We start from the raw sequence: 24,873 nt of genomic DNA, 5'->3' as shown, positions 1-24,873 counted from the left end.
TCGTCTAATGGAAATGTTCTTTTCATTAGGTGCAAAGATATCATTTTTTCTGAAATCTGAAAATGGTTTTTTCAACAATTAAAAGAATTGTCCTATAATAGGCCGTTTATCTCATAATTTTTAATAGTTTTGTTTAAATCAAATATTTATGGATGCCAAAGACCGAATGATTCTCAGTTTGCTACAAGAAGACTCCACCATATCGGTGAAAGATGTTTCGGAGAAAATTGGACTCACCTTCACCCCTACTTATGAGCGCATCAAACAATTGGAGAGACAAAATATTATCGAGAAATATGTAGCCATCCTTAATCGAGAAAAATTGGGCCTAAACATTATTGTTTATTGTAACATCCGTTTAAAAGAACAATCTCAATTGACTTTGGAAGATTTTGAATCTCACATCAAAAATTTTGATGAAGTACAAGAAATTATCAGTCTTTCTGGAGAATATGATTATATGTTGAAAATTATCGCAAAGGACATTAACTCTTACAACGACTTCGCTGTTAATGTCATCGGTAACTCGCCAAATATTTGGCAATATCACAGTTCGATTGCTTTACATGAGGTAAAAAAGACCACTAAATTTAAAATCGATTAAGCCAGCAATTTACTAGAAATTTTATGGATTTGATGCGTAATTTCTTCTAAACACAAATTGCCAATACCTCGCTGATGACTGTGGTTAAAATCTTTTGTATCATATTCAAATTCATTATTTTCAATATCATTTCCGACTTTAATGTAAGCATCCCGAAATGAATTGCCCTTTTTCACTTCTTCATTTGTTTTTTCTACGCTGAAAAGGTATTTGTAATTTTCATCTTCTAAAATTCCTTCTTTCACTTCGATATTCGGTAAAGTGTAAATTAAAATTTGCAGACACTCTTTTAAAGAATCTATTGCTGGAAAAAGGATTTCCTTGGTCAACTTCATATCCCGATGATAGCCAGAAGGCAAATTATTGGTGAGCAAAATCAGTTCATTCGGCAAAGACTGAATTCGGTTGCAACGCGCCCTTACCAATTCAAAAATATCTGGATTTTTCTTGTGTGGCATAATACTGCTTCCAGTGGTAAATTCTTTTGGAAAAGTAATGAAATCAAAATTCTGATTTAAATACAAACACACAGCATACGAAAATCGACTTAATGTTCCAGCCAAAACAGACATCGAAAAAGCCAATAATTTCTCGGACTTTCCACGGGTCATTTGAGCGTAAACGGAATTATAATTTAAAGTTTTAAAATTTAAATGATAGGTGGTACTTTCCAGATTAATTGGAAAGGAAGATCCGTAACCGGCGGCAGATTCCAGTGCATTCTTATTGATGATATTTTTGACCGACACAAGCAGTTCTGCATCATCAACCAAGTCTTCAGCATAAGCGCCAAACCATAATCCAAAAGACTACGGCATCGCAATTTGAAAATGGGCATAGCCAGGCAATAAAAAATTTTTATGCTGATCTGCAAGACGAATTAGAAGGGTAAATAGAGAATCCGTTAATTCCCCAATTTCACGAATTTCATCTAATAAATATAATTTAATATCCAATAAAACCTGATCGTTTCTTGAACGGGCAGTATAAATTTTTTTTCCAGTTGAACCTAATTTTTCAATTAAAACAGATTCTGTTTGAGAGTGAATATCTTCTGCTTCAGAATCGATTTCGAAAGTATTATTTACGATGCTTTCTAAAATTTTATTTAAAATAGTTTGTAGTTTCAGCAATTCTTTATTAGAAATTAAACCTACTTCTGCCAACATTTTACAATGTGCGATGGAACCCAAAACATCATATTTCGCCAACCATCATCGAAATCTAAATCTTTTCCAACGGTAAATTGATTGACCAACTGGTCGGTTAGAGATTTATCTTTTTGCCAAATTTTTTTCATTATTTCTTTTTGATAACGTTCCACATTATGCAATTATATTTCGCCACTTCGTGGCTTGATAATATTTATTTCCATTTTTCATAGGCCTTCACCCTATGTTGTTACATTTCGCCACTTCGTGGCTGTCCAATTGTAAGCAGTGAAAAAACAGGTTTATAATATTTTTTTTTAAAATTTTAATATAGATTTCTATTCCTATTTTTTTATTTCATTAATGTAAATAAATTCGTTGGCGGTATGAGATCTTGTGCTGTCTCCAGGGCCAATTTTTATTGAAGTGCACGAAATCAAGGCCTGATCTGAAGACGTCGGAGAACCGTAAATTGTTCTGCCGATTTCTAAACCTGCTTTTACAATCGGATGTTTTTCATTAATTCTGGAAGAATTTAATCTGAAAGACCGCGCATTTAATTTCGATTTCATTTCGGACTGAATGATTTCAAAAACTTCCTTATTGCTGTATTCATCGGTCACCCGAACATCTAAAGTAAAATTGCATTTTTCTGGAACCACGTTATGTTGCCTTCCAGCATTGATAACGGAAAGTGTAACTTTCACTTCACCCAAACACGGCGAAACCTTTGGAAATATAAAGTTCAAAATGTGCTGTAAATCCACCATGCATTTCGCAATTGCATTATATTCATTGGGATGTGCAGCGTGCGACGCAGCTCCTACCAGTTCACCATCGATAATCAATAATCCTTTTTCTGCGATGGCTAAATTCATTTGGGTTGGTTCACTAACAATCATCAGTTCGACATTTAGAAGTTGCGGAAAAAGCAAATCAATTCCGTTATTGCCAGAAATTTCTTCTTCTGCAGTTAAAGCGATAATTTAATTGTGAAACAAGTTTTCTGCTTCGTAAAAATGTAGAAAAACCTGAACCATAGAAACCAAAGAAGCGCCGGCATCATTGCTGCCCAAACCGTAAATCTTTCCGTCTTTCTCGATAGGAATAAAAGGATCAATAGTGAAGGTTTTATTCAGTTTTACCGTGTCGTGATGCGTATTCAAAACAATCGAAGGTTTTGATTCATCAAAAAATTGATTCACTGCCCAAATATTATTTTTCAAACGCTCGGTCGGATTTGGTGCCGATGGAAAAAACCTTCGATGACCAATGACACATTATACTCGTCTGTACTCAAAGATGGTTTCGCGATAATTTTTTTCAGTAATTCTGTAGCGTTCGATAATAATGCTTCTGGGCTATATTTTAATTTCAGTTCCTTCATTTTGACATTTATTTGATTCTGTAGCTTGTTTTCGTGGAGTAAAACCACCTTTTGGACTTGATTTTCTTTGGTTAAAAAAGCATTTTCGAGTTTGGGTAAAATTCCTTTATTCAATTTGCTTTCTGCATTTTATTGCTCATATTGCGATTGATCCCGTGTCCTTATCAAAGATTCGAATCAATAACATCTTTCAAAATTCCCTCTTTACCAAAGCAATATAAAAGTTCTACGTTATAATTACGAGCTAAAGCTTGCGCTAAAACTGAGGCGATAGAATCTGCATTGGTATTCAGCAAAACGCCATTTTGATTATGCGTAGTCGCAGAAAAAACTGGAGTTAATTGCAGTTCTAAAAAGTTTTGAAGCAAATCAATATTCACACTTTTCGGATCAACATCACCTACAAAACCGTAGTCAATAGTTATAATCAAACGTTTTTCGCTTTTAATCAAATTCCCATCTGCACCTGAAAACCCAATCGCATTACAATGAAAACTTTGAAGTTTTGTCACGATATTTTTATTGATTTTTCCAGCATAAACCATGGTCACAATATTCAAAGTTTCTTGATCAGTAATTCTTCCACCATCCGTCATCTGCTGAGTAACATTCAGTTTCACTGCTAACTCTGAATCCAGGTTTCCGCCACCATGAACCGGGATTTTAAATGTTTTTATGTTCGCAAATTCTTGAAGAAATTTTGTTAGATCTTCATTATCAATTAAAGTTCCGCCGATTTTAACAACAAATAATTTCTGCTTAACCATCATTTAATTTGATAAAGACATTTCATCTAAAATTTTACTGAAAACGGTTTGTGCTGAAAAAATTCTGTTTTTCGCCTATTGATAAATGATCGAATTTTCGCTATCCATCACTTCGTCGCTAAACTCCACATTTCTACGAACTGGCAAACAATGCATGACTTTCGCGCCTGAACCGTTCTTTCTGCACGCACCGAAAGCAGTTACTCTGCAATTTCCAGTTGTATTTCTTCTGCGTATTTCAAATGTTTATCTGAAGAAACTTCTATTTTCATGTATTTATAACTTTTAAAGGGGCAAATTTAGGATAAACAATCTTTAATAGACAAATTAAACAATAATTAATAACTGTTTAAATTTATTTAAGAAGATTTTTAAACCAAGCAATTCAGAATTTAAGGATATTATAACTGCTAAAATCATTTCAGAATTTTGAAATGAATTAGGGTTTTCTGTAATTACATTTCGCTTTCAATAAGATAGCTTTAAAATATTAGTCATTTAAATCAACAATATTGCTAATTTAATATATATTTGCTAAAAAGATATAGTTATGCCAAATTCCTGTCCAAAATGCAACGAGAAAAATATCATTAAAAGTGGTATCATTAAAGATCGTCAACGGTTTTTATGTAAAGACTGCAACTACTATTTCACGGTAAAAAAACTAGGGAAACAGATTGATGATTATGTAGTTACGAAAGCGCTTCAGCTTTATTTGGAAGGTTTGAGCTATCGTGAGATTGAAAGAATTATTGGTGTATCGCACAATACGGTCAGTTCCTGGATCAAGAAATACAATATTACTCGTCCGCCACATTCTGATTTTCATCCAGTTTACAAAGTCTTCAAACAAACTGAACTAATTGAATACATGTCAAAGGAAGAGAACTTGAAAGGTTCAGGATTGGTTATCACAGAGTTTGGCGATAAATACATGATGATTAAATGGGAAAGATTTAAGAAATAAAAGCAACTATTTTCATCTTATTTTAATACAATTTACGAGCAACTATATTCATTACACCGATATATATTAAATTTCTTCAATCAAATTTTTAGTTTCAATTTCGTTTCAACAAAAAAACAAACTAAAACTTATTAATTTATGAAGAAATCAATTGTTTTGTTAGGAATCGTTTCTTCTCTTTGTTTTTCAAATCTATTAGTGGCGCAGGAAACTCCCTCTAATGAAGATCTTCTAAAAAGAATCGAAACATTGGAGGCAGAAAAAGCCAAACCAAAAGAATGGGATGCAAGTTTCTATGGTTGGGTTCGCACGGAATATAATTTTGACAGCAGACAATCTGCGTACTCTCGGGAATTTCAACTCAACCTTTTTCCACTTGATGAAAAACGAGATGCAAATGGAAAAGACATCAACGCGGCAGGAGGAAGCAACTTTTTAGCAATCACTTCCAGAGTTGGAATTAGGTTTAAAGGTCCAGATGTTTGGGGCGCAAAAGCAAGCGGAAATATAGAGGCTGATTTTTTTGGAAACACTGAGCTCAATAAAACTGCATCTGGAAGTGGAAGTATGGGTTTACTGAGATTGCGCCATGCTACTGCAACATTAAGCTGGCCAAAAACTTCGGTGACATTTGGTCAAACTTGGTATCCCACGGTCATCCTTGATGTTTTCCCTGGTGTTGCTAATTTTAATTCTGGAATCATGTTCAACCCTTTCGGTTGGGCTGGTCAAATTAAGGTAGCACAAAAAATTACTCCAGACTTAACGCTAAGCATTGTTGCCTACAAAGATCGGGAATTTCAAACTGCTAATGCGGCGGGTGCTTCTGTTAACAGCGCGACTTTTAATTCTTCGATTCCGACTTTCCACGGACAATTACAATACAAAACAAAAACGGTTACGACAGGAATTGGTGCAGAATACCAATCCTTAAAACCGGTGATCGAATCTGCTGGCTTAGTATCTACTGAAACGGTAAACTCTGATATGTACTTTGGATATTTTAAATATGCCAATGAAAAAATTATCACTAAACTTTATGGAATTACGGGCGGAAACATGTATCACTTAGTTATGCTCGGAGGTTTTGCTGGTTATACTGAGTCAAACGGACAGGAATCTTATCAGCCAACCAAAACAACTTCTGCATGGATTGATGTGGCAAGTGCAAATCCAAAAGTGGCTCCAGGACTATTCTTTGGTTATTCCAAAAATAATGGTGTGGATACAGGATATAAAAATCTGTATGTCCGCGGTGCATCTGGACCAAGAATTATTAATGATTTATGGCGTGCTTCTGCAAGAGTTGATTTTAAACAAAATAAATTCAACGTTTCTCCGGAAATCGAATATACCGCTGCAAAATGGGGTGATATAAATACCGAAGCCAAAGCCCAAAACAATATAAAAGATGTTGGCAACCTGCGCGCAATGGTAAAAGTGATGTATTCATTTTAATTAAAGATTTTCTGATCGACCTAAATAATTTTTAAAAAACAAAAACAAATAAATTATGGCCAAAAAATTTACATCCCAATTGGAGCATGATGCTTACGTTGCGGAGAAAAAGAAAAACAAAACGATTTGGGGAGTCATTATGGCCTCTTCTCTCGGAACTTTGATTGAGTGGTATGACTTCTACATTTTCGGAAGTTTAGCGGTTGTTTTAGCGACCAAATTTTTCCCGGCAGATAATCCAACTGCAGCGTTCTTATCTACCTTGGCAACTTTTGCTGCGGGATTCGTGGTACGTCCGTTTGGTGCTTTATTCTTCGGGAGATTGGGAGATATCATCGGTCGGAAATACACCTTCCTGGTAACCCTTCTGATCATGGGATTCTCAACCTTCTTAATCGGTTGTGTACCAGAATATGAAACAATTGGATACGCTGCACCGGTTTTGGTTTTAATCTTAAGACTTTTACAAGGTTTGGCTTTAGGTGGAGAATATGGAGGTGCCGCAACTTACGTCGCCGAATATTCGCAACCTCATCGAAGAGGATATTGGACCTCCTGGATTCAAACGACGGCAACCTCAGGATTATTTATCTCATTGATTGTAATTTTAGTCACCAAAACTTCACTCTCACCAGAAGAATTTGACAGTTGGGGTTGGAGAATTCCGTTCTGGATTTCAATTTTAATGGTTGGTGTTTCTTATGTCATCCGTCGGAATATGGCAGAATCCCCTTTGTTTGCCAAAGCGAAAAAAGAAGGTAAAACTTCAACAAATCCTTTGAAAGAAAGTTTCGGAAATAAATTTAATTTCAAATTTGTATTGCTGGCTTTATTTGGAGCCGTAATGGGACAGGGAGTTATCTGGTACACCGGGCAATTTTATGCCATGAGTTTTATGCAGAAAGTAATGAATATTGAATCTGCACAAGTAGATACCATGATGGCTTTAGCACTTTTTGTTGCTACACCACTATTCGTCCTTTTCGGATGGCTATCTGATAAAGTAGGAAGAAAACCAATTATGATGATTGGGATGTTGCTTGCGATTATCGCTTACCGACCAATCTATAAAACCATGTATAACTCTGTAAACATTGAGAGCAAAGTCATTGCGAAAAATGGTTTAACGGAAAAGAGAACCGTAAAAGTTCACGCAAAAATCCCAGCGGATAGTATGATTACTTACCACCAGGAAAAAGTGTTTACGGACGGAACTTTGATGAAAAGAGATAGTATCATTCATTGGGCAGCAACTGGACCTATCATGATCGAGGGAAAACCGCAAGGAGCGCTTATCAAGGAAGCGATTACGGTGAATCCGGATACCAGATGGTTACTCATTGCCCTAGTTTTCATCCAAGTTGTTTTTGTCACCATGGTTTATGGACCGATTGCAGCATTCCTGGTAGAAATGTTCCCACTGAAAATTCGTTACACCTCAATGTCATTGCCTTACCATATTGGTAATGGGGTGTTTGGAGGATTACTTCCTGCAGTTGCGACTTATCTCGTCGTCTCTGGAAAAGATGCCGGCCATTCCGAATGGTATCTCGAAGGATTATGGTATCCAATCGTCGTCGCGGGAGTCTGTTTAGTCATCGGAACCCTTTATTTAAAAACAAGAAACAAAAGTTTAGATGAGGATGAATTGGTAGAAGAAGTACCGGCAGAAAATCCCGTAGTTTAACACATCATCTTTCAAATTTCATTAACTTTAAAAAACAAAAAAATGGATCAAGTAAAAAAAATATTAGGAGTAGTCTGGATGCTTTTAGCGTTGGTAGTGGCCTACTACGGTTTAACAGTTTTCGGAATCCCTAAAATTATGTCTGAGAAGCAGGAAGACAATGTTTTCGGCTGGATTATTCTCACCGTACTGATGCCGATTATCGTGGGTGGTTTAGGAATTTTCGGTTGGTATTCCTTTAAGGGAGAATTCGCAGACAAAAATATGTAGTCACAGATTTAGAATTAAAAATAGCGGGAAATTCGTTTCCCGTTGTTTTTATATTTAATTTAAAAATGAAAAAAAAGCATCAACAAAAACTGGTTATTTTAAGTATTGCATTGTTTATTTTATTCAATGCGCCGGTTCTGCTTTTATTCAATAGTTCTCAAAAATTCTTTGGCTTACCGATCATTTACGTTTATATTTTTTTTGTTTGGGCAGCCTCTTCCATCAGTTCCTTCATCATCTTTAAAAAGTACAATGAATAGTTATTTGCTTTTCGCATTGGTCGTCATCTATTTGGGACTTCTGTTCTTCGTTGCCTATTTCGCAGAGAAGAAGAGAAGCAGCTTTTGGGTGAACAATCCTTACGTTTACGCGTTGTCATTGGCTGTTTATTGTTCCGCTTGGACGTATTACGGAAGTATTGGTGTCGCCGCAAATCAAGGGTTGGAATATATGGCGATCTACATCGGCCCCATTATTATTATCCCTTCCTGGATTTATATCAATACAAAAATCATCCGGATTTCGAGAGTCAACAAAATCAGTAGTATTGCAGATTTTATCTCATTAAGATATGGCAACAGTAGATCATTGAGTGCTCTGATTGCGTTGGTTTGTATGTTTGCGATCATTCCATACATCAGTTTACAGATTAAAGCGATTTCAGAAACATTTCATTTACTGACAGAAACCCATAATTCTTCCAACATCCTCTACGATTCGGCAACGTATGTTGTTATAATCATTGCCTTATTTTCTTCTTATTATGGAACGAAATATGTGGATGCTTCTGAAAAAAGATTAGGAATTATTTCTGCAGTTGCAGTTGAAAGTTTCTTGAAACTCATCTTCTTTGTCATCCTTGGAATATTTGTAGTTTATGGCGTTTTTAATGGATTCGAAGATATCTACAAACAAGCTGAAAAGCTACCAGACTTTGCCTCAAAAAATACGTTCAATGGTTTAGAAGGTGGATTCAATTGGTTCTTAATGTCGATGCTTTCAATGTCCGCTATTTTCCTTTTGCCTAGACAATTTCACACGGCAATTATTGAAAACAGAAAGGAGAAACATATTAAAACTGCGATTTGGTTATTCCCTTTATATCTTTTAATTTTCAATTTCTTCGTCTTTCCAATTGCGTGGGGCGGAAAGATTTTATTTTTCGGTCAAGATGTAAATCCTGAACTCTACTCTATTCTCATTCCACAAAAATTTGGAAATACCGCAATTGCCGCGATGGTTTTCTTCGGAGGTTTAAGCGCTTGTATTTCGATGATTATTATTTCGAGTATTTCACTTTCGATTATGCTTTCAAATAACATCATTATCCCTTATGGCTGGTTAGATAAATTTAAAATCAATTCAGATGTTGACAATACCAAAATCATTGTAAACATTCGGAAAATCAGTATTTTCATATTGATTATCACAGGATTTATTTTTTATAAATATTTAATGGTGGGTAAAAGTTTATTCAGTATTGGCTTGGTTTCTTTTGTTTTGATTGCACAGTTAGCGCCTTCATTCTTCGGAGCAATTTTCTGGCGTCGCGGCAATTATTTCGGAGCAGTCGCCGGGATTGTAGTCGGAATTATCATTTGCTATCTTGGATTGGTTTTACCAAGTTTTTCTGAAAGATTTCAGCAAAGCAGTTTTTACAATAGTAATTTTTTAAACTTTTTTAATATTCCCTATTTATCGCCAATAGCACAGATCTTCTTTTGGAGTATTTTGGCTAATGGACTTTTGTTTAGCTTAATTTCTACCAATACCGCATCTAATTATCGCGAGAGAAATTATGCCGAATTATATGTTGACATCAATGATTATATTCAAAATCACGAGAACGCTTACATATGGAAAGGAATCGCAAACGTTTCTGATATCCAAAAGATTTTGGTAAAATTTCTCGGAGAGAAAAAGACAGAACAAGCCCTGAAAATCTTTAATTTAAAATATAAAATCACCAATGATAGCGATACCGCAGATTCCCGTTTCATTAAGTTTTCAGAAAACCTTTTAAGTGGAAGAATCGGAACCGCTTCTGCAAAAATTTTAATTGAAAGTGTAACAAAAGAAGATAAGATTTCGCTTCCCGAAGTTTTGAAAATTTTAGAAGAATCAAAAGAGAATATTTCCATCAATAAACAGTTGAGTGAACAATCTTCGCAGTTACTGAAACTTTCTGATGATCTGCAAAATGCCAATAAAAATCTCATTGTAAAAGACAAACAGAAAGATGATTTCCTCGACAGCGTGGCGCATGAACTTCGCACGCCGCTTACCGCCATTCGTGCAACGAGCGAAATTCTTTTGGATGATGAAGAAATGCCGGCAGAATTAAAGAAAGATTTCCTGGAAAACATCATTTCAGAATCAGATCGATTAAGTGAAATTATTAACGATATTCTTTATTTGGATAAACTGGAAACCGGTACTATTCCTTTAAATATTCAAGAAAATAATATCATTCAAACTTTTCATAAATCAATTAAACCTTTGCTTCATCTTTTTGAACAAAGAAGTTTGCACCATTCCGAAGTCAATCTTTTAGAAGAGAAGATTTTCGAGTATGATGAGCCAAGAATGATTCAGGTTTTTCAAAATATTTTAGGAAACGCTTTGAAGTTCACCAATGAGCAAGGAATGATTCAAACCAAATTTCAGCATCAGGAAAACCAGTTGAAAATTTCCATCTTCAATACGGGTAAAATTATTCCAACTGAAGATTTAGAGTTCATTTTTGAAAAATTCTATCAGTCCAAAAATCAAAACCTTCAAAAGCCAGCAGGAAGCGGACTTGGCTTAGCGATCTGCAAGAAAATAATGATCGCACATGGCGGCGACATTGAAGTGAAAAATAAAGAAATTGGGGTAACGTTTGAGATTTTTTTGCCTATTACAAACAACGAATCTGTACAAAATGCAGATGATCAAAATATAAAAGAAATATGAAAAAAATATTAATCGCAGACGATGAACATAAAATAATCATGACTTTGGAATATGCTTTTAAGAAAGCAGGTTATGAAGTATTTATTGCACGAGACGGTTCCGAAGTATTGGAACTTTTGAAAACAGAAGTTCCAGATGTCATCCTGTTGGATATCATGATGCCAAATATTGACGGTTACACCACACTTGCTGAAATCAAAAAAAATAAAAACTTAGCAAAAACAAAAGTAATTTTTCTCTCTGCAAAAACAGGAGAAGCCGATATTAAAAAAGGGTTGGATCTGGGTGCCGATGATTATATCACAAAACCCTACTCTATTAAAAAATTAACAGAACGTGTGGAAGAACTTTTAAATGATAAGTAATCGGTAATGAGCAATGAGTAACAAGAAAAAATTCAGTTAATAAATTCTAACTCTTGAATTTCAAAACTTGAACCTCGCATCTCATACCTCGAATCCCGAAACTTGAACCTCGAACCTCGAACCTCGAACCTAAAAATAAATAATGATGAAAGCAAATGAAATGTTTAAAGAAAGTATCGCGCAAAAAGAAAAATTTTGGGCAGAACAGGCTGAGCAAATTGAATGGTTTAAAAAACCGACCAAAATATTAACCGACGATGGAATAAATTACCCAACTTGGTTTGAAGGCGGAGAATTAAATACATGTTTTCTCTCACTAGATAAACATGTGAACGACGGATTTGGCGATCAGGTTGCTATTATTTACGATTCTCCCGTAACGAACAGAATCATAAAATACACTTACAGTCAAGTTTTAGAATACGTTTCAAAATTTGCGGGCGGACTGAAAAAATTAGGTTTAGAAAAAGGCGACACTGCCGTTATTTATATGCCCATGATTCCCGAATCGGTCTTTGCAATGTTGGCTTGTGCAAGATTAGGTGTCACGCATTCCGTAGTTTTTGGTGGATTTGCCCCACAAGAATTAGCGATTAGAATTGATGACTGCAATCCGAAAGCAATTATTACCGCAAGTTCTGGAATGGAAGTTTCCCGCAGAATTCCGTATTTGCCTTTTGTGAAAGAAGCCATTTCACTCGCAGAATACAAACCTGAACATATCATAGCTTTTGATCGAAAATTGTTAGGAAATCGCGTTGATTTTAAAAACGATTCGTCATTGGTCGATTTTGAAAAATTGATGACAGAATCCGAACCTGCAGATTGTGTTTCGCTAAAATCTACGCATCCATTGTATATTTTGTACACTTCTGGAACCACGGGAAAACCAAAAGGCGTTGTCCGCGATAATGGCGGTCACGCTGTCGCGATGAAATTTTCCATGCAGAATATTTATGGCGCAAAAGAAGGCGAAACTTTCTGGGCAGCTTCGGATATTGGTTGGGCAGTTGGGCACAGTTATTCGGTTTATGGTCCATTGATCAACAGAAATACGACCGTAATTTTTGAAGGAAAACCAATCGGAACTCCAGATGCGGGAACTTTTTGGCGCGTCATCGAAGAACATAAAGTGGCCATAATGTTTACCGCACCAACTGCAATTAGAGCCATTAAAAAAGAAGATCCAGACGGAAAATTGGTGAAAAATTATGATTTATCTTCTTTAAGAACCCAATTTTTAGCAGGCGAAAGATGCGATGTTGCAACACTCGATTGGTATGATGAATTAGTAGGCGTTCCTGCAATCGATCATTGGTGGCAAACCGAATCAGGTTGGCCAATGTTGGGATTAATGCCCGGAATTGAAAACGTAAAAATTAAACGAGCTTCCGCCGGAAAACCAATTCCCGGTTATGACATTAAAATTTTCAGTGAAGAAGGGTATGAATTAGAAGCGCATCACGAAGGTTATTTGGTCATCAAACTTCCTTTGGCGCCAGGAGCGATGATGGGAATTTGGGGCGATCCGGAACGTTTTAAGTTTGGATATTTAACCAGATTCCCGGGCTATTATTTTTCTGGAGACGGCGCAATTAAAGATGAAGATGGTTATGTATTCGTAACCGGAAGAGTTGATGACGTGATCAACGTTGCGGGTCATCGACTTTCTACTGCAGAAATGGAAGAAGTTGTGGCTGCTCACAAAGAAGTTGCAGAATGTTGCGTAGTCGGGATTGATGATGATTTGAAAGGCCAGGTTCCGTTTGCGATTGCAGTTTTAAAATCGGGTTCGAAAATTGAGGAGAAAACTTTAGAGAAAGAAATCGTACAGCTGATCCGGGAAAAAATCGGGGCGGTTGCGAGTATGAAAAATGCTTTGGTTGTAAATCGCTTGCCGAAAACCAGATCTGGGAAAATTTTAAGAAAACTCATCAGAACCATGTTGGATGGAAAAGAGTATCAAATGCCTGCAACGATTGATGATGAAAGTATTGTTGAGGAACTGCAGCTGAAAATGAATGAGTATAAAATGAAGTACTTATAAAATTATGTTGAGATTTTTTAAAGGTTTAATCTCAAAAAATTAACCATTAAAGAAAATGAAGGAATTAAGGAAAATTAAGATTCATCAAAGATGAATTAAGGTTAGACATCAATCAGTTCATTAACTGGAATTTTAAATAAACAAAAATCTAAAAAAAACGAATTTTAACTAGCCCTGATTGCAACGGAAATCCTTTTTTGAAAAAAAAGATTGCAGTGGAAAGCAGGTTCCCGCTCCAAAAAATAATAGAAAATAAAATAAATAGAATATGAAAAATTACGTGATAGACGATTTGCCAGACTATTTCAAACAGTACAAAAAATCGATTAAAAACCCGAAAAAATTCTGGGATAAAATAGCCGATGAGAATTTTGTGTGGTATCAAAGATGGTCCAAAGTAGTTGCTTACGATATGCAGGAAGCGAAAATTGAGTGGTTCAAAAATGCTAAACTCAACATTACGAAAAACTGTATCGATCGTCATTTAAACGAACGCGGCGATAAAACTGCCATTATTTTTGAACCCAATGATCCGAATGAAGCAGCGCAACATATTTCTTACCGCGAACTGCGCGATCGTGTTTGCAAGATGGCAAATGTACTTCGTGATCAAGGCGTGGAAAAAGGCGATCGGGTTTGTATTTATTTGCCCATGATCCCTGAATTAGCCGTGACGATGTTGGCTTGTGCGCGTTTGGGCGCGGTTCATTCCGTAATTTTTGCAGGATTTTCTGCACAAGCGGTAGAATCTAGAGTCAATGATTGCGGTGCGAAAATGATCGTTTGTTCGGATGGGAGTTTCCGCGGTACAAAATCCATTGATCTGAAGGGAATTATAGATGAAGCCGTAGTAAAATGCCCGACTGTTGAGAAAGTTTTAGTCGTAAAAAGAACGGGCAGCGAAGTGAAAATGAAGGAAGGACGGGATCTTTGGCTCGCTCCACTTTTTGACAAAGCACCTTCTGATTTTATTTCCGTGATCATGGATGCGGAAGATCCATTGTTTATTTTGTACACTTCCGGCTCGACGGGAAAACCGAAAGGAATGTTGCATACCACTGCAGGTTACATGGTTTTCACGGCTTATACTTTCAAAAATGTTTTCAATTATAAAGAGAACGATATTTATTGGTGCACCGCAGATATTGGGTGGATTACGGGACATTCCTACATTTTGTACGGACCGCTTGCAAATGGCGCTACGACGGTAATTTTTGAAGGAATCCCGACTTATCCAGAACCGGATCGTTTTTGGGAAGTCATTGAAAAACATAAAATCACGCAGTTTTACACGGCTCCAACTGCAATTCGTTCGCTTGCGAAAGAATCTTACGAATGGGTTGAAAAACATGATCTATCGAGTTTAAGAGTGATTGGTTCTGTGGGAGAACCTATTAATGATGAAGCTTGGCATTGGTATAATGATCATGTTGGCAAGAAAAAATGTCCGATAGTTGATACTTGGTGGCAAACTGAAACAGGTGGAATTTTAATTTCTCCACTTCCGTTCATTACTCCTACAAAACCGACTTATGCAACTTTGCCTTTACCAGGAATTCAGCCTGTTTTGATGGATGATAAACGCAATGAGATCACAGGAAATCAAGTGGATGGAAATTTATGCATCCGTTTTCCATGGCCGGGAATTGCCCGAACAATTTGGGGCGATCATCAAAGATATAAAGAAACGTATTTCACCGCTTTTCCAGGGAAATATTTCACTGGAGACGGCGCTTTGCGGGATGAAGTTGGGTATTATAGAATTACGGGTCGAGTTGATGATGTGATCATTGTTTCGGGGCATAATTTGGGAACTGCACCCATTGAAGACAGCATCAATCTTCATCCAGCCGTTGCGGAATCTGCAATTGTTGGTTATCCGCACGATGTGAAAGGAAGCGCGCTTTACGGATATGTAATTTTAAAAGACAGCGGCGAAGAACGCGACAAAGATAATTTGAGAAAAGAGATCAACAATGTGATTTCCGATACGATTGGACCAATCGCGAAGTTGGATAAAATTCAGTTTGTTTCTGCCTTGCCAAAAACCCGTTCTGGGAAAATCATGCGTCGTATTTTACGTAAAATTGCGGAAGGTGATTTTGCTAATTTCGGGGATACTTCTACGCTTTTGAATCCAGAGATTGTGGAGGAAATTAAGAATGAGAAAATCTAATTTGATGATTTGTTGATTTGATAATATGTTAATTAGAACACATCACATTTGAATATAGTTGAACCTTGCGGAAACGCGAGGTTTTTTATTTTGCAATAAATTGTATCTTTCTTTTTCTAAAATTTAAAGTATGAAATACATTTTTCTATTTTTTGTTCTATTCCTAAGTTTATCTTGTACAAAAAACGATCTAACTGATAAGGAAATCTTAGAAATTATTCATAGTGATGAAAATTACAATTCTCTTCAATTGCGATCAAATTTTATATATGGTGAAGATTTCATTGACTCCATAAAATCTTTCAAAAAAATAATTACGAAAGAAAATCCACAATCAATTTTTAAAGCCGATTTAAATGGTGATGAAAAACAAGATTATTTAGTAAACTTAGAATATGAAAAAGACACTTTAAATCAAGTTGTTATGAAACCTTTTGTTGATGAGCATTCTAAAAATTGTGTAATCTTACTGAGCAGTCCAACTGGATATAGGATTTTAAATGCAGGAAAAAAAAGGGTTTACAATATTTTTTCAGCAAAAATAATAAATTACAAAGGTCAGAATTTAATCAAATTACTAAATTTCAAAGCGGAATTTATGGATAAAAATAATATCTTAAAGTTTGACACCTTAATGGTTAAAAATAATCAACTTACAGAATTTGTAAAAATAAGAAGTAATAATAATGTTTCGAAAATCACTTTCACTCAGTTTGGTGGTTATGCTCCTGGAATTTATTACACATTGTCATTAAAAAGAGATTCGATCATTTTAAATTCAAAATTGTACAAGAAACTAGACGGAAAATATCTAGGAAATAATAAGCTGGATTTTGAAAATCTAGCATTGTACTTAAATAATCTTGATTTTAAAAACTTAAAAGACAGATACGCCATTAATTGTTCTGATTGTCCTGCCAGAGAAATTAAAATAGTATATGATAGCGGAAAGTCAAAAACGGTTTATGACTATGGTGAGAAAGGTTCTTTGGGTCTTCTAAAATTTTATGATGCGATAAAAGTTATAATGGAAAAGCAGAAATGGAAAAAAATTGAATGAAACTTAAGGCTTTTATGAAAACTTTTTAAACCATCAAACTTTTGTCCCTTTCGTGGTCAAAAGTTTTTGTATTTTTAACAAAAAAAGTTGAAGGATTCTAATTGCGATACCGAAGTCATCATTATTGGCGGTGGTTTAGCAGGTTTAATAAGCGCAATACACCTCACGAAACTGGGTTGTAAAGTCGTTGTTATTGAGAAGAATTCTTATCCAAAACATAAAGTCTGCGGCGAATATATTTCCAATGAAGTCCTTCCTTATTTTGCTTGGCTGGATGTTGAAATTGAATCATTAAATCCAACTCACATTTCTACCTTACAATTTTCCTCCGAATCTGGACGAACGATTGAGACCCGACTTCCGCTCGGCGGTTTTGGAATTAGCAGATATACTTTAGATGAATTCCTTTATGAGAAAGCGCTTTCCCAGAATTGTGAAATTCTCGAAGATCAGGTAAATGAAGTCATTTTTAAAGATGATTCTTTTGAAATTCATTTGGCTTCTGGAAAAATATTGACCTCAAAAGTAGTTTTGGGTGGATTTGGAAAAAGATCCAATTTAGATGTGAAAATGAAGCGAAATTTTATTGAGAAAAAATCTCCGTGGTTGGGTGTAAAATCCCATTACCAAGGTGAATTTGATGAAAAAGTTGTGGGACTACATAATTTCAAAGGCGGTTACTGCGGCGTTTCTAAGGTGGAAAATAATTTGCTCAATATCTGTTACTTAACTAATTTTAAATCTTTCAAGAAATTTAAAAATATTGAAGAATTTCAGGGAAAAGTCTTTGCTCAAAATCCTCATTTAAAAAATATTTTAGAAAATTCTACAACTGTCTTTGAAAAACCGTTGACCATCAGTCAAATTTGTTTTGAGAAAAAAAAGAATGTAGAAGATCACATTTTAATGATGGGCGATACTGCCGGATTAATTCATCCGTTATGCGGAAATGGAATGGCAATGGCAATTCACAGCGCGAAATTGGCTTCAGAACAAGCAATTGAATTTTTAAATGCGAATATTTCACGTGAACAAATGGAACAAAAATATACTCTAAACTGGAATAAGAATTTCAAACGAAGATTATGGTATGGAAGAATTTTAGGAAGTACATTTGAACACTCAAAATTATCCGAAATTTTAACCAGTTTAATTACATACCTTCCATTTTTACTTCCCGTTATCATTAGAAAAACTCATGGAAAAGAGATAAATATGACTCAAAATTAATGGCTTTAGATACGACTTATAGAACAGATTTAGAAGAATCGATGGACGATTTTTCCATGGATAATGAAGGTTTGGTCACAGCTTTAGATGACATTGCTCGGATTAATCAATTGCTCGGTGGAAATTCCGTGACTTTAGATGGCTTAAAAAAATTAATCAAAGATTTTCCGAATGATCAATTGATTACCATCATCGATTTTGGGTGCGGAAGTGGCGATATGCTTAGAATGTTATCAAAATATGGAACACAAAACAATCTGAAATTTAACTTAATTGGAATCGATGCCAATGAAGCCACGATTCGTCACGCTGAAAAATGTTCCACGGAATTTGATAACATTACCTATTTAGCAGAAGATATTTTTTTGTACGATTTCTCAAAATATAATATTGATATTGCTTTGATAACGCTTACTTTACATCACTTTAAAGAGGACGAAATTATTAAAATCATGAAAGTTATTTTTAATCTCGTCAAAAAAGGAATCGTGGTTAATGATTTGCAGAGAAGCAAAATAGCGTACCGACTTTTTCAGGTCATTATTTTCCTCTTCCGATTAAAAGAAATGACTGCAAATGATGGTTTAATTTCTATTTTAAGAGGTTTTAAAAGAGAAGATTTAGAAAAATTTTCAAAAGATTTAGGTTTTAAAAATTATAGTATCAAATGGAAATGGGCATTCCGCTACCAGTGGATTATAGAAAAATAAATAGTAAACAAAAAGAAAAATTTAAAACCACAAAGTCACAAAAGTAATGTGCAAAAAGTATATGAAAATTGCTAGTAAAGACCACAATAGAAAATAAAAATCTAAAGATTTTCAACTTATGTGATCTTTTTTACTGTAAAATTTTCGATAGATCTTTTGTGACTTTGTGGTAAAAACTATACAGTTAATGAGTGTAAAAATAGTTGAAGTTGCCAAGCAATTGCCAAAGTATTCCCGAAAAACTTCTGAAGTTTTACCATTTTTAGATCAATGGCTCGTCGATCAGGACAGCCGTTTTGTACGAAAAGTCAAAAAGATTTTTGAAGGAGCCGCAGTCGATGAACGGTATTCCATTATGGATCCGATTGAAGTTTTCACCGCTACTTCGTTCGAAAATAAAAACGATATTTACGCTCGTGAAGTCGTTTTATTAGGGGAAAAGGTTCTAGAAAAATCTTTAAAAAAAGCCAATTGGGATCCACAATCTCTGGATTATATTATCACCGTAAGTTGCACTGGAATTATGATTCCCTCGCTCGATGCTTATCTGATCAATAAATTAAATTTACGCCAGGATATCGTTCGATTGCCCGTTACAGAAATGGGTTGTGCTGCTGGAGTTTCCGGAATTATTTACGCGAAAAATTTCCTTCAGGCAAATCCGGGCAAACGTGCCGCCGTAATTGCGGTTGAAAGTCCAACCGCGACTTTTCAATTGGAAGATTTTTCCATGGCAAATATTGTGAGTGCTGCAATTTTTGGCGACGGTGCAGCTTGTGTTCTTCTTTCTTCCGAGGAAAATGCGGAAGGTCCAGAAATTTTAGCTGAGGAAATGTATCATTTTTATAATAACGAACACATGATGGGTTTTAAATTAACCAACTCCGGGCTGCAAATGATTTTAGATATTGAGGTTCCGGATACGATTGCGCAACATTTTCCGGATATTTTACATCCATTTTTAGCCAAGCAAAATTTAGAAATAAAAGATATTGATTATCTTATTTTTCATCCGGGTGGAAAAAAAATTGTCCAAATGGTTGAAGCATTATTTTCTGATTTGGGCAAAAATATAGACGTTACAAAAGAAGTTTTGAGAATGTACGGAAATATGTCGAGTGCAACCGTGCTCTACGTTTTAGAAGAAATCATGAATCAAAAACCGCAGAAAGGCGAGAAAGGTTTAATGCTCAGTTTCGGTCCTGGTTTTTCTGCGCAAAGAGTTTTACTGCAATGGTAAGAAGATTTGAAAATACAAATTACTGGACGGTGATTTTGGGCGGAAGTTCAGGATTAGGTTTAGCTTCTGCTAAAAAATTAGCTTCGGAAGGAATGAATATTTGTATTATTCATCGGAATTCCCGTTCAGAAATGGAAACCATTAATCAAGAATTCTCATTGATTAAAACTCAAGAAGTTCAATTTTTAAGTTTAAATAAAGATGCTTTAAATATTCAACATCAACAGGATATTTTGGCAGAATTAAAAAATATTTTAGGTACAGAAGGAAAAATCCGATGTCTTTTACACAGCATCGCGAAAGGAAATTTGAAACCGATGACTGGCTTGGAAAATGAAAGTTTATCGACCAACGATTTCGCAATTACCCTTCACGCCATGGCAATTAGTTTATACGACTGGACAAAATTGGTTTTTAATGAAAGATTATTTACAGAAGACGCCAGAATCCTCGCGTTTACAAGTGAAGGCAGCACAAAACCTATCAATAATTACGGCGCAGTTTCCGCGGCAAAAGCCGCTTTAGAAGCCATTTCTCGAAACATCGCGTTAGAATTTGCACCATTTGGTTTGAGATCAAATTGTATTCAGGCAGGAGTTACTGATACAAGATCTTTGCAAATGATTCCGGGCAGTGAAGAAATAAAAGAACACACGAAAAAACGCAATCCGTTCAAGAAATTAACAACACCAGAAGATGTCGCAAATGTGGTTAGTTTATTATGTCAGGATGAAGCTTCCTGGATCAATGGTTGTGTAATTCCCGTGGATGGTGGCGAACATTTAAGTTAAAGTGTTAAAAAAAGATCAGCTCAATTGAGCCAATCTTTTACTATTTTCTAAAATCTTTAATATATTCTGAAAACTTTTTACACGTTAATTTGATTACTTTAAAGTATGATAATCAGTGTATCCTTTTGCTCCCGGCGTGTAAAAAGTATCTTGATCAGCTTCGTTTAATGGAGCATCGACCGCAAAACGCTGCACCAGATCCGGATTTCCAATAAATGGCACCCCAAATGAAATCAGATCTGCAAGATCATGCTCGAGTGCTTTATTGGCCGTTTCTTTTGTAAACCCGCCGTTGATCATAAAAGTTCCGTTGTAAATCTTTCGGTAATGTTCCGCAGTTTCCAGCACCGTTTTCAAAGGATCGTCGTCTTTTCCCGCAAAACCACTGAAGTGCAAATAAGACAAATCATAGTCATTTAATTTGTTAACCAAATATTCAAACATTTCTGTTGTTTCATCATCTTTCTTCATCCCGAAAAGACCGTCGCAATCTGGGGAAAGGCGCAAACCAATTTTAGAAAATGGCACTTTTTCTCCAACTGCATTTAAAACTTCGAATAAAAACCGACCTCTATTTTCTATTGATCCACCATATTTATCATTTCTTTTATTAGAACATAAGGCAAAAAACTGCTGAAATAAATAACCGTTCGCACCATGAATTTCTATACCATCGAAACCGGCTTTCATCGCATTTTCTGCAGCATTGACAAAGTCTTTCACGGTTTGTTTAATGTCTTCAACCGTCATTTGCTGTGGAGTAACCGTATCTTTAAATCCGTTGTAGGTATAGGATTGTGTATCTGGATTTACTGCCGAAGGTGCCAAAGGAAGTTTCCCATCGTGAAAATCTGGATGCGAAACGCGACCAACGTGCCATAATTGCGCAAAGATTTTTCCACCATTTACGTGCACAGCGGTAGTTACATTTTTCCAGGATTCAGTTTGCTTTTGGGTATAAATTCCAGGAACATTAATGTATCCAACCGAATCTTTACTCACATTTACGCCTTACGTTATAATTAAACCGGCAGTTGCTCTTTGTGCATAGTAGTTTTGTATCAGATCGTTTGCGATGTGTTCCTCATTATCTGCGCGACTTCTTGTCATCGGCGCCATTACAATCCTATTTTCTAATTTTAAATTTTTTGAAGTGTATTTTTCTAAAAGTTTCATATAATCTCTATTTAATGACAAATTTAACGGTAGTCATACTATTTATTAATATTTGATATAATAACGTTTTGTTAAAGTTTATCGGAATATTTTAATAAAATTGACCTGATCAAACGTAAGATATCTAATTTTTTCGCATCTTCACACAAGCGAAAACAAATTAATGAATTCAAATGAAATTTTAGAAAAACTACCCTATTCTACTCCATTTTTATTCGTGGATGACTTGGTAAGCATTGATGAAAATGGCGTAACTGGGACTTTCACTTTTAAAAAAGATCTTGATTTTTATAAAGGTCATTTTAAAAATAACCCAATTACTCCAGGCGTAATTCTCACTGAGACTATGGCTCAAATTGGATTGGTTTGTTTAGGAATTTTTCTGGTTGGAAATGATTTGACTGAAGAAAGTCAGATTGGTTTAACTTCAACAGATATTGAATTCTTAAAACCAGTTTTTCCAGGTGAACAAGTCACCGTGATTTCTGAGAAAATATACTTTAGATTTAATAAATTAAAATGCAAAGTCAAGATGCTGAACGAAGAATCCGAAATCGTTTGTGAAGGAATAATTGCAGGAATTATTAAAGTCAATTAAAATGGAAAAAAGAGTGGTCATCACCGGTTTAGGAGTCGTTGCACCAAACGGAGTTGGCTTAGAAAATTTTCGTTCTGCTTTAAAGGAAGGTCGCTCTGGAATTAAGTTTGATCAGCAATTAGCCGACTTACAATTTTCTTGTCAGGTTTCTGGAACTCCGCCCATTGATGATGAAAAATTACATAAATATTTTACCGATTTAGAATTACGAAATTTCAATTCTACCGGAATTATGTACGGCGTTATTGCAGGTTTAGATGCCTGGAAAGATGCAGGTTTAGAGGTTGCAGCAGATGAAAATCCAGATTGGGAAAGCGGTACAATTTTCGGTGCCGGAACTTCGGGAATTGAAAAATTTCGGGAAAGTATTTATAAAATTGATGCGCTTCAAACCCGAAGGTTAGGAAGTACCGCCGTTTCCCAAACCATGAATAGTGGAATCAGTGCTTATTTAGGCGGCAAATTAGGTTTGGGAAATCAAGTGACCACTAATTCATCTGCCTGTACGACTGGAACGGAAAGCATCTTAATGGCTTTTGACCGAATAAAAGCCGGAAAAGCAAAACGTATTTTAGCCGGAAGCACAAGTGATTCTGGACCTTACATATGGGCAGGTTTTGATGCGATTAAAGTTTGTAATTACAAATCAAATCATCATCCAGAAAAAGCTTCTCGTCCGATGAGTGCTTCTGCAGCGGGGTTTGTTCCCGGAAGCGGCGCCGGAGCTTTGGTCATCGAAGATCTGGAATCTGCGTTGGCGCGAAACGCAAAAATTTATTGTGAAATTTTAGGCGGAAATCTCAACAGTGGCGGTCAACGCGGCGGCGGAAGTATGACGGCTCCAAATTCTACTGCCGTTCAGAAATGTGTAAAAGATGCAATTCTAGATGCTGGAATTGAGGCAAATGAAATTGATTATATCAGCGGACATCTAACTGCAACTTCAAAAGATGCCACCGAAATTCAAAATTTATCATGCGTTTTAAACCTTTCAGGCAAAGAATTTCCTTACATTAATTCTTTAAAATCTTTAACGGGCCATTGCCTTTCTGCTGCCGCCAGTATTGAATGTGTTGCAACTGTTCTGCAACTGTCTGAAAATTATATCGCACCTAATATCAATTGCGAAGATCTGAATCCAGAAATCGCGTCTATTATTGATACTGATTGTATCCCATATGAATTAATTGAAAAAGAAATTGATATCGCGGCGAAAGTGAGCTTCGGGTTTGGAGACGTGAATGGATGTATTATCTTCAAAAAATATAAAAATTAATTTTTTTATTATGAGATTAATAAAATAATCTATGATATTTATCAAAATTATGTTAATGTTTTAAATATTAGTAACAAATCTATCTTTTATTGGTATATTTGCACCATCAAATAAGATAAAAAATTTCAGATATGACAACAATAATTATTGGATTATTTCCAACACAGAAAGAAGCAAAAAATTTAGCTGCGGATTTAGAATTGAATGGTTTTAGGATTCAAGATTACATCATTTATCTTAATAAAGCTCCAAATAAGGAACAAAATTTTTGGGAAAAGTTATTTGGTGAAAGAACACCGCAGATAAACACTAACGAAACCAATAAATTGATTGCGAGTGTTTCAATCGATAATGAACAACAACTCGCAATTGCAAAAGAAATTTTCGCTCATCATTCTGTAGAACATACTTATGAATTTGATGATGTAACTATTGTTGAAGCTCAAAATTTAGATTACTTAAAAACTAAAGTTGCTTTAAGAGCGAAATCTGAAGTTTATAATTCTGCACTTAAAGTTAAAGATGTGGCAAAGAAATTACAAGCTGCAACAAGTCCAGTTAAATTTGTGTAACCTATTTAGAGACTCTAAAATAACAAACCGGGAAATATCTCGGTTTTTTTTATTACATGTCGCAATATCAATTACTATTCAGTAAATTTGAAATAATAATTTAATATTCAGAAAGCACCTATCAATGGAGAAATCAAGCATCATCTTAAAATTAAAAGAAATCGTAAGACCTTACGTAAAAAATGAAGAAGCTCTAGATCACCTTAATGAAAACACAGACTTTATCAATGATTTAAACATCAATTCCGCTAATTTAGTCGATGTTATTTTGGATGTGGAAGAAGTTTTTGATATCGAAATCGATGCAGATTCCATGGAAAAAATGCGTGATGTAAAATCCGCTTTAGCAGTGATTGAAGAGAAACTCGCCACAAGATAATTACTGA

General features: G+C 35.3%; 21 protein-coding genes and 3 pseudogenes. 19 read left to right on the top strand and 5 right to left on the bottom strand.

Annotated features, from left to right (window positions below):
• Nucleotides 1-148 precede the first annotated feature (148 nt).
• Nucleotides 149-604 carry an Lrp/AsnC family transcriptional regulator gene (locus tag RCH13_RS00790; protein ID WP_326985302.1) on the top strand — a complete coding sequence of 152 codons (456 nt, stop codon included), beginning with the start codon at nt 149-151 and terminating at the stop codon, nt 602-604.
• Here RCH13_RS00790 and argH read toward each other — a convergent pair.
• The 4 genes and pseudogenes from argH to RCH13_RS00770 all read right to left on the bottom strand — a co-directional run bounded on the left by argH (nt 601) and on the right by RCH13_RS00770 (nt 4,146).
• A pseudogene (gene argH / locus RCH13_RS00785) lies at nt 601-1,904 on the bottom strand (argininosuccinate lyase). The gene RCH13_RS00790 and the pseudogene argH sit on opposite strands and share 4 nt — an antisense overlap.
• Nucleotides 1,905-1,992: 88 nt before the next feature.
• Nucleotides 1,993-3,142: pseudogene (locus RCH13_RS00780) on the bottom strand (M20 family metallo-hydrolase).
• A 164-nt stretch (nt 3,143-3,306) separates the two neighbouring features.
• On the bottom strand, nt 3,307-3,912 hold the full coding sequence (locus RCH13_RS00775) for an acetylglutamate kinase (protein ID WP_326985301.1): 606 nt from the start codon (nt 3,910-3,912) through the stop codon (nt 3,307-3,309).
• A 72-nt stretch (nt 3,913-3,984) separates the two neighbouring features.
• Nucleotides 3,985-4,146, bottom strand: a complete 162-nt coding sequence (locus RCH13_RS00770; RefSeq protein ID WP_442784613.1) for a hypothetical protein — start codon at nt 4,144-4,146, stop codon at nt 3,985-3,987.
• Nucleotides 4,147-4,459: 313 nt separating this feature from the next.
• Here RCH13_RS00770 and RCH13_RS00765 point away from each other — a divergent pair, with 313 nt between their 5' ends.
• The 14 genes from RCH13_RS00765 to RCH13_RS00700 all read left to right on the top strand — a co-directional run bounded on the left by RCH13_RS00765 (nt 4,460) and on the right by RCH13_RS00700 (nt 20,865).
• Complete coding sequence (locus tag RCH13_RS00765; protein WP_326985300.1) at nt 4,460-4,876, top strand: IS1/IS1595 family N-terminal zinc-binding domain-containing protein; 417 nt, start codon at nt 4,460-4,462, stop codon at nt 4,874-4,876.
• 138 nt (nt 4,877-5,014) lie between these two features.
• Nucleotides 5,015-6,334, top strand: coding sequence for a hypothetical protein (locus RCH13_RS00760; protein ID WP_326985299.1), 1,320 nt, complete (start codon nt 5,015-5,017; stop codon nt 6,332-6,334).
• Between the two features lie 55 nt (nt 6,335-6,389).
• The gene (locus RCH13_RS00755; RefSeq protein WP_326985298.1) at nt 6,390-8,021 is read left to right on the top strand and encodes an MFS transporter; all 1,632 of its coding nucleotides are present in this window, start codon (nt 6,390-6,392) and stop codon (nt 8,019-8,021) included.
• Between the two features lie 42 nt (nt 8,022-8,063).
• Nucleotides 8,064-8,291, top strand: a complete 228-nt coding sequence (locus RCH13_RS00750; protein WP_326985297.1) for a DUF6814 family protein — start codon at nt 8,064-8,066, stop codon at nt 8,289-8,291.
• 65 nt (nt 8,292-8,356) lie between these two features.
• Nucleotides 8,357-8,551, top strand: coding sequence for a hypothetical protein (locus RCH13_RS00745; RefSeq protein ID WP_326985296.1), 195 nt, complete (start codon nt 8,357-8,359; stop codon nt 8,549-8,551).
• Complete coding sequence (locus RCH13_RS00740; protein WP_326985295.1) at nt 8,544-11,246, top strand: ATP-binding protein; 2,703 nt, start codon at nt 8,544-8,546, stop codon at nt 11,244-11,246. The genes RCH13_RS00745 and RCH13_RS00740 overlap by 8 nt, the downstream gene beginning before the upstream one ends.
• On the top strand, nt 11,243-11,611 hold the full coding sequence (locus RCH13_RS00735) for a response regulator transcription factor (protein WP_326985294.1): 369 nt from the start codon (nt 11,243-11,245) through the stop codon (nt 11,609-11,611). The genes RCH13_RS00740 and RCH13_RS00735 overlap by 4 nt, the downstream gene beginning before the upstream one ends.
• Before the next feature lie 145 nt (nt 11,612-11,756).
• Nucleotides 11,757-13,658, top strand: coding sequence for an AMP-binding protein (locus tag RCH13_RS00730; protein ID WP_326985954.1), 1,902 nt, complete (start codon nt 11,757-11,759; stop codon nt 13,656-13,658).
• Nucleotides 13,659-13,926: 268 nt separating this feature from the next.
• Nucleotides 13,927-15,834 (top strand): acetate--CoA ligase, encoded by a 1,908-nt coding sequence (gene acs, locus RCH13_RS00725; RefSeq protein WP_326985293.1) that lies wholly within the window; start codon nt 13,927-13,929, stop codon nt 15,832-15,834.
• Nucleotides 15,835-15,964: 130 nt separating this feature from the next.
• Nucleotides 15,965-16,894, top strand: coding sequence for a DUF6438 domain-containing protein (locus tag RCH13_RS00720; RefSeq protein WP_326985292.1), 930 nt, complete (start codon nt 15,965-15,967; stop codon nt 16,892-16,894).
• Nucleotides 16,895-16,981: 87 nt separating this feature from the next.
• Complete coding sequence (locus RCH13_RS00715) at nt 16,982-18,124, top strand: NAD(P)/FAD-dependent oxidoreductase (RefSeq protein WP_326985291.1); 1,143 nt, start codon at nt 16,982-16,984, stop codon at nt 18,122-18,124.
• On the top strand, nt 18,124-18,834 hold the full coding sequence (locus RCH13_RS00710; RefSeq protein WP_326985290.1) for a methyltransferase domain-containing protein: 711 nt from the start codon (nt 18,124-18,126) through the stop codon (nt 18,832-18,834). The genes RCH13_RS00715 and RCH13_RS00710 overlap by 1 nt, the downstream gene beginning before the upstream one ends.
• A 187-nt stretch (nt 18,835-19,021) precedes the next feature.
• Complete coding sequence (locus tag RCH13_RS00705; RefSeq protein WP_326985289.1) at nt 19,022-20,074, top strand: type III polyketide synthase; 1,053 nt, start codon at nt 19,022-19,024, stop codon at nt 20,072-20,074.
• Nucleotides 20,068-20,865: an SDR family oxidoreductase gene (locus RCH13_RS00700; protein ID WP_326985288.1), complete on the top strand. Its 798-nt coding sequence runs from the start codon at nt 20,068-20,070 to the stop codon at nt 20,863-20,865. Before RCH13_RS00705 ends, RCH13_RS00700 begins: the two co-directional genes overlap by 7 nt.
• Before the next feature lie 93 nt (nt 20,866-20,958).
• Here the strand turns inward: RCH13_RS00700 and RCH13_RS00695 are convergent.
• Nucleotides 20,959-22,041: pseudogene (locus RCH13_RS00695) on the bottom strand (alkene reductase).
• 163 nt (nt 22,042-22,204) lie between these two features.
• Between RCH13_RS00695 and RCH13_RS00690 the strand changes: the two are divergent.
• From RCH13_RS00690 to RCH13_RS00675, 4 genes are all read left to right on the top strand, one after another.
• Nucleotides 22,205-22,639, top strand: coding sequence for a 3-hydroxyacyl-ACP dehydratase FabZ family protein (locus RCH13_RS00690; RefSeq protein WP_326985287.1), 435 nt, complete (start codon nt 22,205-22,207; stop codon nt 22,637-22,639).
• Nucleotide 22,640: 1 nt separating this feature from the next.
• Nucleotides 22,641-23,915, top strand: coding sequence for a beta-ketoacyl-[acyl-carrier-protein] synthase family protein (locus tag RCH13_RS00685; protein WP_326985286.1), 1,275 nt, complete (start codon nt 22,641-22,643; stop codon nt 23,913-23,915).
• A gap of 131 nt (nt 23,916-24,046) precedes the next feature.
• A complete protein-coding gene (locus tag RCH13_RS00680; protein ID WP_326985285.1) occupies nt 24,047-24,487 on the top strand; it encodes a hypothetical protein in 441 nt (146 codons plus the stop codon).
• 124 nt (nt 24,488-24,611) lie between these two features.
• On the top strand, nt 24,612-24,866 hold the full coding sequence (locus tag RCH13_RS00675) for an acyl carrier protein (protein ID WP_326985284.1): 255 nt from the start codon (nt 24,612-24,614) through the stop codon (nt 24,864-24,866).
• The last annotated feature ends 7 nt before the right edge of the window (nt 24,867-24,873 follow it).

Origin of the sequence: Chryseobacterium sp. MP_3.2 (assembly GCF_035984805.1) — a bacterium.
Taxonomy (GTDB): Bacteria; Bacteroidota; Bacteroidia; order Flavobacteriales; family Weeksellaceae; genus Kaistella.
Note: the sequence above shows the minus strand (reverse complement) of the source record. Positions and strands in the feature narration are given on the sequence as shown.

Bases quoted from the DNA above. Each gene is read 5' to 3' on its own strand.
- RCH13_RS00790 (WP_326985302.1), top strand. From the start codon at position 149: ATGGATGCCAAAGACCGAATGATTCTCAGTTTGCTACAAGAAGACTCC.
- RCH13_RS00775 (WP_326985301.1), bottom strand. From the start codon at position 3,912: ATGATGGTTAAGCAGAAATTATTTGTTGTTAAAATCGGCGGAACTTTA.
- RCH13_RS00765 (WP_326985300.1), top strand. From the start codon at position 4,460: ATGCCAAATTCCTGTCCAAAATGCAACGAGAAAAATATCATTAAAAGT.
- RCH13_RS00760 (WP_326985299.1), top strand. From the start codon at position 5,015: ATGAAGAAATCAATTGTTTTGTTAGGAATCGTTTCTTCTCTTTGTTTT.
- RCH13_RS00755 (WP_326985298.1), top strand. From the start codon at position 6,390: ATGGCCAAAAAATTTACATCCCAATTGGAGCATGATGCTTACGTTGCG.
- RCH13_RS00750 (WP_326985297.1), top strand. From the start codon at position 8,064: ATGGATCAAGTAAAAAAAATATTAGGAGTAGTCTGGATGCTTTTAGCG.
- RCH13_RS00745 (WP_326985296.1), top strand. From the start codon at position 8,357: ATGAAAAAAAAGCATCAACAAAAACTGGTTATTTTAAGTATTGCATTG.
- RCH13_RS00740 (WP_326985295.1), top strand. From the start codon at position 8,544: ATGAATAGTTATTTGCTTTTCGCATTGGTCGTCATCTATTTGGGACTT.
- RCH13_RS00735 (WP_326985294.1), top strand. From the start codon at position 11,243: ATGAAAAAAATATTAATCGCAGACGATGAACATAAAATAATCATGACT.
- RCH13_RS00730 (WP_326985954.1), top strand. From the start codon at position 11,757: ATGAAAGCAAATGAAATGTTTAAAGAAAGTATCGCGCAAAAAGAAAAA.
- acs (WP_326985293.1), top strand. From the start codon at position 13,927: ATGAAAAATTACGTGATAGACGATTTGCCAGACTATTTCAAACAGTAC.
- RCH13_RS00720 (WP_326985292.1), top strand. From the start codon at position 15,965: ATGAAATACATTTTTCTATTTTTTGTTCTATTCCTAAGTTTATCTTGT.
- RCH13_RS00710 (WP_326985290.1), top strand. From the start codon at position 18,124: ATGGCTTTAGATACGACTTATAGAACAGATTTAGAAGAATCGATGGAC.
- RCH13_RS00705 (WP_326985289.1), top strand. From the start codon at position 19,022: ATGAGTGTAAAAATAGTTGAAGTTGCCAAGCAATTGCCAAAGTATTCC.
- RCH13_RS00700 (WP_326985288.1), top strand. From the start codon at position 20,068: ATGGTAAGAAGATTTGAAAATACAAATTACTGGACGGTGATTTTGGGC.
- RCH13_RS00690 (WP_326985287.1), top strand. From the start codon at position 22,205: ATGAATTCAAATGAAATTTTAGAAAAACTACCCTATTCTACTCCATTT.
- RCH13_RS00685 (WP_326985286.1), top strand. From the start codon at position 22,641: ATGGAAAAAAGAGTGGTCATCACCGGTTTAGGAGTCGTTGCACCAAAC.
- RCH13_RS00680 (WP_326985285.1), top strand. From the start codon at position 24,047: ATGACAACAATAATTATTGGATTATTTCCAACACAGAAAGAAGCAAAA.
- RCH13_RS00675 (WP_326985284.1), top strand. From the start codon at position 24,612: ATGGAGAAATCAAGCATCATCTTAAAATTAAAAGAAATCGTAAGACCT.